The 13,256-nt window shown below is 64.6% G+C and carries 8 protein-coding genes and 3 rRNA genes; 10 read left to right on the top strand and 1 reads right to left on the bottom strand.

Going from position 1 to position 13,256, the window contains the following annotated elements:
- Positions 1-55 precede the first annotated feature (55 nt).
- Positions 56-865 carry a pyrroline-5-carboxylate reductase gene (gene proC, locus OG905_RS18025; protein WP_328672875.1) on the top strand — a complete coding sequence of 270 codons (810 nt, stop codon included), beginning with the start codon at positions 56-58 and terminating at the stop codon, positions 863-865.
- Between the two features lie 84 nt (positions 866-949).
- Here proC and trpS read toward each other — a convergent pair whose 3' ends face one another.
- The gene (gene trpS, locus OG905_RS18020; protein WP_328672873.1) at positions 950-1,945 is read right to left on the bottom strand and encodes a tryptophan--tRNA ligase; all 996 of its coding nucleotides are present in this window, start codon (positions 1,943-1,945) and stop codon (positions 950-952) included.
- Positions 1,946-2,774: 829 nt separating this feature from the next.
- Between trpS and OG905_RS18015 the strand changes: the two genes are divergently transcribed.
- The 9 genes from OG905_RS18015 (at position 2,775) to OG905_RS17975 (ending at position 13,093) form a co-directional block, all read left to right on the top strand.
- Positions 2,775-4,300, top strand: a 16S ribosomal RNA gene (locus OG905_RS18015).
- Between the two features lie 306 nt (positions 4,301-4,606).
- Positions 4,607-7,731, top strand: a 23S ribosomal RNA gene (locus OG905_RS18010).
- Between the two features lie 96 nt (positions 7,732-7,827).
- Positions 7,828-7,944 (top strand): 5S ribosomal RNA (rrf, locus tag OG905_RS18005).
- Together the 16S, 23S and 5S rRNA genes form the textbook arrangement of a ribosomal RNA operon.
- Before the next feature lie 89 nt (positions 7,945-8,033).
- Entirely contained in the window at positions 8,034-8,678 is a 645-nt protein-coding gene (locus tag OG905_RS18000; RefSeq protein WP_328672871.1) for an HAD family hydrolase, read from the top strand.
- A 43-nt stretch (positions 8,679-8,721) separates the two neighbouring features.
- Positions 8,722-9,957 carry an MFS transporter gene (locus OG905_RS17995; RefSeq protein ID WP_328672868.1) on the top strand — a complete coding sequence of 412 codons (1,236 nt, stop codon included), beginning with the start codon at positions 8,722-8,724 and terminating at the stop codon, positions 9,955-9,957.
- Positions 9,908-11,083, top strand: a complete 1,176-nt coding sequence (locus OG905_RS17990) for an acetoin utilization protein AcuC (RefSeq protein WP_328672866.1) — start codon at positions 9,908-9,910, stop codon at positions 11,081-11,083. Before OG905_RS17995 ends, OG905_RS17990 begins: the two co-directional genes overlap by 50 nt.
- Before the next feature lie 632 nt (positions 11,084-11,715).
- A complete protein-coding gene (locus tag OG905_RS17985; protein WP_328672864.1) occupies positions 11,716-12,531 on the top strand; it encodes a phosphatase in 816 nt (271 codons plus the stop codon).
- A gap of 128 nt (positions 12,532-12,659) precedes the next feature.
- Entirely contained in the window at positions 12,660-12,872 is a 213-nt protein-coding gene (locus OG905_RS17980) for a helix-turn-helix domain-containing protein (protein ID WP_014046653.1), read from the top strand.
- 122 nt (positions 12,873-12,994) lie between these two features.
- Complete coding sequence (locus OG905_RS17975; protein WP_003948845.1) at positions 12,995-13,093, top strand: 30S ribosomal protein bS22; 99 nt, start codon at positions 12,995-12,997, stop codon at positions 13,091-13,093.
- Positions 13,094-13,256 lie beyond the last annotated feature (163 nt).

The raw sequence follows: 13,256 nt of genomic DNA, 5'->3' as shown, positions 1-13,256 counted from the left end.
CGCCCCCGGTGCGAGGATGGCCGCACGTATCCCCACCGGCGAGGTGAACAGAGCCATGACCCAGACAGTCGCAGTTCTCGGTACGGGCAAGATCGGCGAGGCCCTCCTCAGCGGCATGATCCGTGCCGGCTGGCGCCCCGCCGACCTGCTGGTCACCACCCGCCGGGCCGACCGGGCCGACGAGCTCCGCACCCGCTACGGCGTCGAGCCCGTCACCAACGCCGAGGCCGCCAAGCGAGCCGACACCCTCATCCTGGCCGTCAAGCCCCAGGACATGGGCAAGCTCCTCGACGAACTCAGCCCGCACATCGCCGCGGACCGTCTCGTCATCAGCGCCGCGGCCGGTATCCCCACCTCCTTCATCGAGGAGCGCCTGACCGCAGGCACCCCCGTCGTCCGCGTCATGCCCAACACCCCCGTACTGGTCGACGAGGGCATGTCCGTGATCTCGGCCGGCAGCCATGCCACCGCCGATCACCTCGCCCACGCCGAGGAGATCTTCGGCGGCGTCGGCAAGACCCTCCGCGTCCCCGAGTCCCAGCAGGACGCGGCCACCGCCCTGTCCGGCTCGGGTCCGGCGTACTTCTACTTCCTTGTCGAAGCCATGACCGACGCGGGCATCCTCCTCGGCCTCCCGCGCGCCCAGGCGCACGACTTGATCGTCCAGGCCGCCATCGGCGCCGCCGTCATGCTCCGCGACAGCGGCGAACACCCCGTCAAGCTCCGTGAAGCCGTCACTTCCCCCGCCGGCACCACCATCAGCGCCATCCGTGAACTCGAGAACCACGGTGTACGCGCCGCCCTGATCGCCGCCCTCGAAGCGGCCCGCGACCGCAGCCGCGAGCTCGCCTCCGGCAACGGCTGAGAGATCGGCGGCCGCAGGCGCGGCCGCCGGGCCCACCGCCGTGGCGCCACGGCGGTGGCGGCGAACCGTCCTCCCGCTACCCCGCTAAGCGGGCAGCAGCCCGATCGCCCGATAGGCGGCGTCCACCCTCGGCCTGGCCATCCCCCTGGCCCGCTCTGCTCCCTTCCTCAGCACGTCGTCGACATGTCCCGGATCCGCCGCCAGCTCGGCATGCCGCTCCCTGACCGGTCGCAGCAGCTCCACCACCGCCTCGGCCGTGTCCTTCTTCAAGGCGCCGTACGACTCATATGCACCGGCCAGCTCGATGGGGTCCCCACCCTCACAGGCCGCCAGCACTTCGAGCAGATTCGTGACACCGGGCCTGGCCGCTCGGTCGTACTCGACCTCGCGTCCGCTGTCCGTCACCGCCCGCATGATCTTCTTGCGGACGACGTCGGCCTCGTCGAGCAGATAGACGATCCCCGCCCCGGCCTCGTGCGACTTCCCCATCTTCGACGTCGGGTCCTGCAGATCCATGACCCGCGCGGCCACGGGCGGATGCGTCGCCTTCGGCACGGTGAACGTGTGCCCGTACCGCTGGTTGAACCGCACCGCCAGATCGCGGGTCAGCTCCACATGCTGGGTCTGGTCGTCCCCCACAGGCACCTCATCGGTCCCATAGGCCAGGATGTCCGCCGCCATCAGCACCGGATACGTCAGCAGCGACAGCCGCACACTCTGCCCGGCCGCCTGCGCCCGCGCGGCCTTCTCCTTGTACTGGATCATGCGGCGCAGCTCGCCGTCCGTGGCCGTGCACTCCAGGAGATACGACAGCCGTGCGTGTTCGTCCACATGACTCTGTACGAATACGGTGCACAGCTCCGGATCCAGCCCGGCCGCCAGCATCAGCGTGGCAGCCTGCCGACTCAGTCTGCGCACCCGCGCAGGATCGTGCTCCACGGTCAGCGCATGCAGATCGACCACGCTGAACAGCGCGTCCGCCTGGTGCTGATCGACGTCGACCCACCGGCGCAACGCCCCGAGGTAGTTGCCCAGCGTCAGATGCCCTGTGGGCTTGATCCCGCTGAAGATCCGCGTCATCCCGCTCTCCGTCTCTGTCGGAGCCGCCGCCACCAGCGGCCGGACTCCCGGAGGGAGAAACACGAACGGCCGCCGAAGCGGCGGCCGTTGAGTGCGTGCGTAAGCGCCGGCCGCCGTCAGGCGGCCCACCACTGAAGGAGGCACGTACGCATAGTCATGCGAACGAGAGTACGCTGGCAGGCACCAGGTTGACAGCGGATTCCCCCATCCGTACTGTTCTCCGAGTTGTCCGGCGTGAGCACCGACTTCGGCCGGTCCCGGGGCAACCATTCCGCAAGATCCACTACAGCAAGCGACTCTCCGTCGCTCGGCTTTCCGTGCGCTTTTGCGAAATGAGGAATCGGCGTTCGAACGGACGTCACCCCGATTAGCGTCGGGGGCAAGGATTCCGCTAAAGTCTCACTCGTCGGAACGGCTCAACGGCCGGAATGACAACCCGAGTTCGACCGGGAATCAGGCCCGAAAGGATCTGATAGAGTCGGAATCGCCGGAAAGCCGAAAGGCCGGAAAGCGAGCCCCGCCGACGGGGAATCGGACACGAAAGAGTCTGATAGAGTCGGAAACGCAAGACCGAAGGGAAGCGCCCGGAGGAAAGCCCGTGAGGGTGAGTACGAAGGAAGCGTCCGTTCCTTGAGAACTCAACAGCGTGCCAAAAGTCAACGCCAGATTGACAACCCCGGCCCATTTCGGTGGGTTGAGGTTCCTTTGAAAGTCCTGTCGGTCCTTTGTGGCGGGCAGGCAATGACACAGCGAGGACGCTGTGGACGATCGGTCTTATTCCGACCGGTCGTCCCGCTCTTGTGGTGTTCGACCCGATTACGGGTAAACATTCATGGAGAGTTTGATCCTGGCTCAGGACGAACGCTGGCGGCGTGCTTAACACATGCAAGTCGAACGATGAAGCCCTTCGGGGTGGATTAGTGGCGAACGGGTGAGTAACACGTGGGCAATCTGCCCTTCACTCTGGGACAAGCCCTGGAAACGGGGTCTAATACCGGATACCACCTCCCGAGGCATCTTGGGGGGTTGAAAGCTCCGGCGGTGAAGGATGAGCCCGCGGCCTATCAGCTTGTTGGTGGGGTGATGGCCTACCAAGGCGACGACGGGTAGCCGGCCTGAGAGGGCGACCGGCCACACTGGGACTGAGACACGGCCCAGACTCCTACGGGAGGCAGCAGTGGGGAATATTGCACAATGGGCGAAAGCCTGATGCAGCGACGCCGCGTGAGGGATGACGGCCTTCGGGTTGTAAACCTCTTTCAGCAGGGAAGAAGCGCAAGTGACGGTACCTGCAGAAGAAGCGCCGGCTAACTACGTGCCAGCAGCCGCGGTAATACGTAGGGCGCAAGCGTTGTCCGGAATTATTGGGCGTAAAGAGCTCGTAGGCGGCTTGTCACGTCGGATGTGAAAGCCCGGGGCTTAACCCCGGGTCTGCATTCGATACGGGCTAGCTAGAGTGTGGTAGGGGAGATCGGAATTCCTGGTGTAGCGGTGAAATGCGCAGATATCAGGAGGAACACCGGTGGCGAAGGCGGATCTCTGGGCCATTACTGACGCTGAGGAGCGAAAGCGTGGGGAGCGAACAGGATTAGATACCCTGGTAGTCCACGCCGTAAACGTTGGGAACTAGGTGTTGGCGACATTCCACGTCGTCGGTGCCGCAGCTAACGCATTAAGTTCCCCGCCTGGGGAGTACGGCCGCAAGGCTAAAACTCAAAGGAATTGACGGGGGCCCGCACAAGCAGCGGAGCATGTGGCTTAATTCGACGCAACGCGAAGAACCTTACCAAGGCTTGACATATACCGGAAAGCATCAGAGATGGTGCCCCCCTTGTGGTCGGTATACAGGTGGTGCATGGCTGTCGTCAGCTCGTGTCGTGAGATGTTGGGTTAAGTCCCGCAACGAGCGCAACCCTTGTTCTGTGTTGCCAGCATGCCCTTCGGGGTGATGGGGACTCACAGGAGACTGCCGGGGTCAACTCGGAGGAAGGTGGGGACGACGTCAAGTCATCATGCCCCTTATGTCTTGGGCTGCACACGTGCTACAATGGCCGGTACAAAGAGCTGCGATGCCGCGAGGCGGAGCGAATCTCAAAAAGCCGGTCTCAGTTCGGATTGGGGTCTGCAACTCGACCCCATGAAGTCGGAGTTGCTAGTAATCGCAGATCAGCATTGCTGCGGTGAATACGTTCCCGGGCCTTGTACACACCGCCCGTCACGTCACGAAAGTCGGTAACACCCGAAGCCGGTGGCCCAACCCCTTGTGGGAGGGAGCTGTCGAAGGTGGGACTGGCGATTGGGACGAAGTCGTAACAAGGTAGCCGTACCGGAAGGTGCGGCTGGATCACCTCCTTTCTAAGGAGCACTTCTCACCAGACCCCGGTCTGGTCAGAGGCCAGTACATCGGCGTACGTCCGATGCTGGTTGCTCATGGGTGGAACGTTGACTATTCGGCACGATGAGTTGGGATCACTAGTACTGCTTCGGCGTGGAACGTGACTTCTTGACTGGTCGTGCCGGGCGCGCTGTTGGGTGTCTGAGGGTACGGACTGAAACGTCTGGACCTTCGCGATGCCGGCCCCAGTGAACTCGTTGCTTGTCGACGGGGTGGTGGGTGGCTGGTCGTTGCTTGAGAACTGCACAGTGGACGCGAGCATCTGTGGCCAAGTTTTTAAGGGCGCACGGTGGATGCCTTGGCACCAGGAACCGATGAAGGACGTGGGAGGCCACGATAGTCCCCGGGGAGCCGTCAACCAGGCTTTGATCCGGGGGTTTCCGAATGGGGAAACCCGGCAGTCGTCATGGGCTGTCACCCGCTGCTGAACACATAGGCAGTGTGGAGGGAACGAGGGGAAGTGAAACATCTCAGTACCCTCAGGAAGAGAAAACAACCGTGATTCCGGGAGTAGTGGCGAGCGAAACCGGATGAGGCCAAACCGTATGCGTGTGATACCCGGCAGGGGTTGCGCATACGGGGTTGTGGGATCTCTTTGTCATCGTCTGCCGGCGATGAGACGAGTCAGAAACCGTTGATGTAGGCGAAGGACATGCGAAAGGTCCGGCGTAGAGGGTAAGACCCCCGTAGCTGAAACATCAGCGGCTCGTTTAAGAGACACCCAAGTAGCACGGGGCCCGAGAAATCCCGTGTGAATCTGGCGGGACCACCCGTTAAGCCTAAATATTCCCTGGTGACCGATAGCGGATAGTACCGTGAGGGAATGGTGAAAAGTACCGCGGGAGCGGAGTGAAATAGTACCTGAAACCGTGTGCCTACAAGCCGTGGGAGCGTCGCTGTTGTTCTTCGGAGCAACAGTCGTGACTGCGTGCCTTTTGAAGAATGAGCCTGCGAGTTTGCGGTGTGTTGCGAGGTTAACCCGTGTGGGGAAGCCGTAGCGAAAGCGAGTCCGAACAGGGCGGTTTAGTAGCGCGCTCAAGACCCGAAGCGGAGTGATCTAGCCATGGGCAGGTTGAAGCGGAGGTAAGACTTCGTGGAGGACCGAACCCACCAGGGTTGAAAACCTGGGGGATGACCTGTGGTTAGGGGTGAAAGGCCAATCAAACTCCGTGATAGCTGGTTCTCCCCGAAATGCATTTAGGTGCAGCGTCGTGTGTTTCTTGCCGGAGGTAGAGCACTGGATAGGCGATGGGCCCTACCGGGTTACTGACCTTAGCCAAACTCCGAATGCCGGTAAGTGAGAGCGCGGCAGTGAGACTGTGGGGGATAAGCTCCATGGTCGAGAGGGAAACAGCCCAGAGCATCGACTAAGGCCCCTAAGCGTACGCTAAGTGGGAAAGGATGTGGAGTCGCAGAGACAACCAGGAGGTTGGCTTAGAAGCAGCCACCCTTGAAAGAGTGCGTAATAGCTCACTGGTCAAGTGATTCCGCGCCGACAATGTAGCGGGGCTCAAGCGTACCGCCGAAGTCGTGTCATTCGTACATATATCCCCAACGGGAGTACGGATGGGTAGGGGAGCGTCGTGTGCCGGGTGAAGCCGCCGCGTAAGCGAGTGGTGGACGGTTCACGAGTGAGAATGCAGGCATGAGTAGCGATACACACGTGAGAAACGTGTGCGCCGATTGACTAAGGGTTCCTGGGTCAAGCTGATCTGCCCAGGGTAAGTCGGGACCTAAGGCGAGGCCGACAGGCGTAGTCGATGGACAACCGGTTGATATTCCGGTACCCGCTTTGAAACGCCCAGTATCGAGCCCATTAATGCTAAGGCCGTGAAGCCGCCCCGGAGCCTTCGGGCAAAGGGGAGTGGTGGAGCCGCCGAACCGAGGTGGTAGTAGGTAAGCGATGGGGTGACGCAGGAAGGTAGTCCAGCCCGGGCGGTGGTTGTCCCGGGGTAAGGGTGTAGGCCGTGTGATAGGCAAATCCGTCACACATTGAGGCTGAGACCTGATGCCGAGCCGATTGTGGTGAAGTGGATGATCCTATGCTGTCGAGAAAAGCCTCTAGCGAGTTTCATGGCGGCCCGTACCCTAAACCGACTCAGGTGGTCAGGTAGAGAATACCGAGGCGTTCGGGTGAACTATGGTTAAGGAACTCGGCAAAATGCCCCCGTAACTTCGGGAGAAGGGGGGCCATCACTGGTGATCTGTCTTGCACAGTGAGCTGGGGGTGGCCGCAGAGACCAGCGAGAAGCGACTGTTTACTAAAAACACAGGTCCGTGCGAAGCCGTAAGGCGATGTATACGGACTGACGCCTGCCCGGTGCTGGAACGTTAAGGGGACCGGTTAGTCACATTTCGGTGTGGCGAAGCTGAGAACTTAAGCGCCAGTAAACGGCGGTGGTAACTATAACCATCCTAAGGTAGCGAAATTCCTTGTCGGGTAAGTTCCGACCTGCACGAATGGCGTAACGACTTCTCGACTGTCTCAACCATAGGCCCGGTGAAATTGCACTACGAGTAAAGATGCTCGTTTCGCGCAGCAGGACGGAAAGACCCCGGGACCTTTACTACAGTTTGATATTGGTGTTCGGTTCGGCTTGTGTAGGATAGGTGGGAGACTGTGAAGCTTGGACGCCAGTTCAGGTGGAGTCGTCGTTGAAATACCACTCTGGTCGTGCTGGATGTCTAACCTGGGTCCGTGATCCGGATCAGGGACAGTGTCTGATGGGTAGTTTAACTGGGGCGGTTGCCTCCCAAAGGGTAACGGAGGCGCCCAAAGGTTCCCTCAGCCTGGTTGGCAATCAGGTGTTGAGTGTAAGTGCACAAGGGAGCTTGACTGTGAGACCGACGGGTCGAGCAGGGACGAAAGTCGGGACTAGTGATCCGGCGGTGGCTTGTGGAAGCGCCGTCGCTCAACGGATAAAAGGTACCCCGGGGATAACAGGCTGATCTTCCCCAAGAGTCCATATCGACGGGATGGTTTGGCACCTCGATGTCGGCTCGTCGCATCCTGGGGCTGGAGTCGGTCCCAAGGGTTGGGCTGTTCGCCCATTAAAGCGGTACGCGAGCTGGGTTTAGAACGTCGTGAGACAGTTCGGTCCCTATCCGCTGTGCGCGTAGGAGTCTTGAGAAGGGCTGTCCCTAGTACGAGAGGACCGGGACGGACGAACCTCTGGTGTGCCAGTTGTCCTGCCAAGGGCATGGCTGGTTGGCTACGTTCGGAAAGGATAACCGCTGAAAGCATCTAAGCGGGAAGCCTGCTTCGAGATGAGGACTCCCACCCCCTTTGAGGGGTTAAGGCTCCCAGTAGACGACTGGGTTGATAGGCCAGATGTGGAAGCCCCGCAAGGGGTGGAGCTGACTGGTACTAATAGGCCGAGGGCTTGTCCTCAGTTGCTCGCGTCCACTGTGTCAGTTCTGAAGTAACGAACTGTCGAGTCCCCCCACGGTCACAGGGGGGATTCCGGAATCGATATCTTCACAGTGTTTCGGTGGTCATTGCGTTAGGGAAACGCCCGGTTACATTCCGAACCCGGAAGCTAAGCCTTTCAGCGCCGATGGTACTGCAGGGGGGACCCTGTGGGAGAGTAGGACGCCGCCGAACAATTTTTAGCCTCAACCCCCGGACTCTGTCCGGGGGTTGAGGCATTTTTGCGTTGTGCGTCAGGCGTGGGGCCCTCCTAGGCTGGGGGCATGCGCTACGACCTTGTCATTTTCGACAACGACGGTGTGCTCGTCGACAGCGAGCCCATCTCCAACACCATCCTCGCCGGGTATCTGACCGAGCTTGGGCACCCCACCTCGTACGAGGACTCCCTGCGGGACTACATGGGGGCCGCTGTGCATCGCATACACGACATAGTTATGGAACGGACCGGGCAGACGCTGCCTGCGGATTTCGACGACACCCTGCATGCTCGCGTCTTTGCCGCCTTCGAGCGGGAGCTGGTAGCCGTCGACGGTGTGACGGAGGTGCTGGAGAAGCTGGTCGCGGACTCGGTGCCGTACTGCGTTGCGTCGTCCGGGAGCCATGAGCGCATCCGGGTCGGGCACCGCAAGACCGGGCTGGACCGGTGGTTCGAGGACGGGACGGTGTTCAGCGCGCAGGATGTGGGGCGGGGGAAGCCGGCGCCGGATCTGTTTCTGCATGCCGCCGAGCGGATGAGGGTCGCGCCGGAGCGGTGCGTCGTCGTGGAGGACAGTCGCCTCGGGGTGGCGGCGGCCAGGGCGGCCGGGATGGATGTGTACGGGTTCACGGCGATGACCGCGGCCGAGAAGCTGGCGGGGGCCAAGGGGTACTTCGAGGAGATGGCGGAGCTGTCCGCATTGCTTGCGTGATCGATCTACCCATGGGTAGACGAGCGCTCTACGCTGTCCGGCCATGACAGATGCGCGGTTGCGGCACGGGCGTGCCTCCTTGGCGTTGAGCTTTTTCGCGCAGGGAGTGGCGTTCGCGCTGCTCGTGACGCGCATACCGGCGATCCAGGACCGTTACGGGATATCCGACGGGCTGCTGCCCGCCTTTCTAGCGGCCGTGCCGGTGCTGGCCGGGGTGGCGAGTGTCGTCACCGAGCGGCTGGTGCGGCGCGTCGCGCCGAGTGTGGTGCTCCGGTGGGCGCAGCCGGTCGTTCTGCTGGCGCTGCTCGGGGTCGCCGCGGGCGATGAGCTGTGGCAGGTGGCGTTCGCGCTCGGGGTGTTCGGGCTGGCGGTCGGTGCGCTTGATGCGTCCATGAACATGCTCGGGGTAAGCCTGCAGCGGGCGTACGGGCGCAGCATCATGCTCGGCTTCCACGCGGCGTACAGCCTGGGCGGGATCGCGGGTGCCTCGCTCGCGTGGGCCGGGGCGCACTGGCATCTGTCGCTGCTCGTCTCGTATCTGCCGGTGGTGGGTGTGCTGTTGCCCGCGGCGCTGATCGGGAGCCGGTGGTACGCGGACGGGGAGCGGGGCGGACCGGTCTCGGCCGCGGGCGAGGGGAAGCGGACGGGGGTCGCGTTCACGCTGCTGCTGCCGCTCTGCCTGGTGATGACCTTCGCGTACATCGGGGACTCGACGGTCTCCAACTGGAGCGCGAAGTATCTGCAGGACGTGCTGGGCAGCTCGGAGGAGCTGGCGACCGTTCCGTACAACGCATACATGGTCACGACGCTGCTCGGGCGGGCCGTCGGGGATCTGGGGGTGCGGCGGTTCGGGGCGGTGGCTGTGGTCCGCTGCGGGACCGTGCTGGCGGCGGCCGGGTTCGGGGTGGTGGCCGTGGCGGCCGGAGCGTGGGTGGGGATTCTCGGGTTCACGATGCTGGGGCTCGGGCTGTGTGTGATCGTGCCGCAGACCTTTGCGGCGGCGGGGCGCCGGGCTGTCGAGAGCGGCGATCCGGGGGCGAGTGACGCTGCGGTGGCGCGGCTGAATGTATTCAACTACGTGGGGTTTCTGATCGGTTCGCCGTTGGTGGGGGCGCTCGGGGACGCGTGGAGCTACCGGTGGGCGATGGTCGTGCCCATGGTGTTGGTGCTGGTGACCCTGCGGTACGCCAGGTCGTTCGATGCGCAACAAGCCGGATACCGTGGCGGGCATGAGCGGCCGCGGGTTGTTGATGTGGGACGAGGCGGTAACGAAGTATGACTTCGGGGACGGCCATCCGATGGATCCGGTACGGCTTGCGCTGACCATGGGGTTGGTGCGGGCGTACGGGCTGGATCGCGTCGTCGATGTGGTGGCGGCGAAACCGGCCGGGGACTCGACGCTGCGGCTCGTACACCGCGAGGACTATGTGGCGGCGGTGCGGGCGGCGTCGGCCGATCCGCGGGCGGCGGATCAGGCGTACGGGCTGGGGACTGTCGACGATCCCGCCTTCGCGGGGATGCACGAGGCGTCGGCGCTGATCGCGGGGCAGTCCGTGGGGGCCGCGGAAGCGGTGTGGCGCGGGGAGGCGACGCACGCGGTGAACTTCGCGGGCGGGCTTCATCATGCGATGCCGGGGTCGGCGGCGGGGTTCTGCGTGTACAACGATGCGTCCCTGGCGATCGCGCGGCTGCTGGAGCTGGGGGCGGAGCGGGTCGCGTACGTGGACGTCGATGTGCATCACGGGGACGGGGTGCAGGCGGCGTTCTGGGACGACCCGCGGGTGCTGACGATCTCGCTGCACGAGCATCCGCGGATGCTGTTTCCGGGGACCGGGTGGCCGGAAGAGACGGGTGGGTCGGGGCCGGGTGAGGGCTCGGCCGTGAACGTGGCGCTGCCGGCGGGGACGGGGGACGCGGGATGGCTGCGGGCGTTCCACGCGGTGGTGCCGGAGCTGCTGGCGGACTTCCGGCCGCAGGTGCTGGTGACGCAGCACGGGGCGGATACGCACTTCGAGGATCCGCTGGCACATCTGGCGGTGTCGCTGGACGCGCAGCGGGCGGTCCAGGAGTCGTGCCACACGTTGGCCCACGAGTGGGTCGAGGACGGGCGGTGGGTCGCGCTCGGGGGCGGCGGGTACGCGGTGGTGGATGTCGTACCGCGGTCGTGGACGCACTTGGTGGGGATCGCGGGGCATGCGCCGGTGGACCCGGAGTCGGTGATTCCGTCGTCGTGGCGGGATGAGGTGTATGCGCGGACGCGGCAGTTGGGGCCGGGCCGGATGACGGATGGGCGCGAGCCGGAGTGGCGGTCGTGGGAAGAGGGGTACGACCCGGCGGACCGGCTGGACCAGGCGGTGCGGGCGACGCGGCGGGCGGTGTTTCCGTTGCGGGGGTTGTTGGCGTAGGGGTGCGCCACCAGCGGGGCCGTTCGGTGCGGGCCCGGGGGTGGCGCGGGTGGCCGCTGCGCGGGGCGTTTCCCCACCCCGCCCCTGCCCGAACCGGGGCTCCGCCCCGGACCCCGGGGGTTTCCCCACTCGCCCGCCCTTGAGTTGTGAGGGTACGGGGTACCCCCACGCCCCGGCGGGGCGGCAGCTTCGCGCCGCGGGTTGGGGCCGGGCGACCGCTTCGCCGCGCCCGGTGTGGCGGGGCCACGGCTTCCGCCCGGCGCTGTCGGCCGCCAGCAGCTTCGCGCCGCCGGTGAGTTCGGGCACCAGCTGCGAGGCGCCCGGTGTGGCGGGTGCCCCAGTCCCCGTCACGCGCCCGCGCCCTCGGCCGCGGCAGCCTGGCGCCGCCGGGTGCTCTCGGGCAGCAGCTTCGCGGCGCGCCGTGGGGCGGGGGCAGCTTGCGGGTGCGGTCGGCCGACCGCTTCGCGCCGCCCCGGCCGGCCGCGCTGTGGCGTCGGCCCGCGCCGAGCGCCGAGGCTCGGCGGCGGTAGCCCTGGCGGTCATTTTGCGCCGACCACGTGTCATTACGCCAACTGTGCGTGGTATTCCTCCTTTTGGCCCGGGATTCTGCCCCATGCGGCAGCATCAACCGTGTGTTGAGTACCGGAGCGCTGCGTGCGCATCTCCTGGCCGCTCGGTTGGCCGGGCCCGTGGCCACCTCGCGGGAGGAGAGTCTGCGCAGCTATCGGCTCTTCGCCGCCAGGGATCCCCGCGTCACCCTCGGGCTCGATCCCGAATGGGACTGGGGCGAGCGGGACTTGATCGCGTTGATGGCCGACAAGTGCGGGGTCTCCCGCGATCCCACGCATGTCGACGGGCCGGATGTGATTGATCCCGAGCTAACGCTGAGCGCACTCACGGCCTTTGCCGAGCGGCTCGGGGACGTGGCCGCCCGGCGGGGGGCCGTGTTGATCGGGACCGGGCATCCGCATCGGCTGCTTGGGTTCTACGCCGCGCTGGCAGACGCTTTGTCGGCAGTGGGGTGCGAGGTCCTCACACCCGCGCAGGGGCGATGTGTCGACATAACGACCCGGTTCGGCGTACGCACGTACGACCTTGAGTACGTACGAGGAGTCGCGCTGGTGCGGGAACCCGGAGCGCAGGGCGCCGCCGGTGGCACCGGCGCACACACCCACTCGCCGCTCCCGGTTCGGGCTGCCCTGGAGGGTGTTGTGCAGGGCGGCGGGCCGCTGCCCGAGCTGGTCGTCGGGGACCATGGCTGGGTCTGCGGGGCAGGTCAGCTGGGGATCGAGGCCATCGGCCTCGCCGATACGGACGATCCGGCCTTGTTCGTCGGCGAGGCCGAGGGCCGCGTGTCCGTCGTCGTTCCGCTTGATGACGCTGTGCGGTCTGATTACTACCGACCGCTGACACGCTATGTACTCAATCGAGCGTGTCTGTCACAGTAGGCGGCCGATGGCTGCTCCTCTTCCCCACTCGCATCACCCGCCCCTAGTCTGGGGAGTGAGCGCACAGCGACGAAGAGTCACCGGAGGGGAAGCCGGTGTGCGTCGTGTGCGGAAGGTACAGGTGGGTCATGGCTGCTGGCAGCGAGAGGCCTCTCAATGAGGTCAAGTTTCTTACCGTGGCGGAAGTCGCCTCGGTAATGCGAGTGTCGAAGATGACGGTGTACCGCTTGGTACACAGCGGTCATCTGCCGGCGATCCGGGTGGGCAGGTCCTTCCGGGTTCCGGAGCAAGCAGTTCACGAGTACCTCCGCGAATCCTTCGTGGGGGTGGAATCGGCGTAGCCGGAGCCGGTCGGTTCCCCTCGGATTACAGGCTCGGAGCTCGGGCGGGTAGGCTAGGCCGACGTAGGTCGTGTGGGCCCAGACGCCCCGCACCGAGTGAAGAGAAGTGAGCGAGGGTAGTCGTGGGCTCTGTTATCAAGAAGCGGCGCAAGCGGATGGCTAAGAAGAAGCACCGCAAGCTGCTCAAGCGCACCCGCGTTCAGCGTCGCAACAAGAAGTAAGCGATAGCTGTTCGTGTCGCCGCGACCCTCCCACCAGCACGGTGGGAGGGTCGCGGTGGTTTTCGGCCGGGTGGCAAAAGTGCGTCGCGTGGTCATCACAGCGCAACACCGAACCGCTACGGTGACGCGTGAGAGTGGGACCTGGGCGGACCAGGGACCTGGG

It is taken from the genome of Streptomyces sp. NBC_00322, assembly GCF_036147535.1.
GTDB lineage: Bacteria > Actinomycetota > Actinomycetes > Streptomycetales > Streptomycetaceae > Streptomyces.
This window is presented reverse-complemented; position numbering and strand designations above follow the sequence as displayed.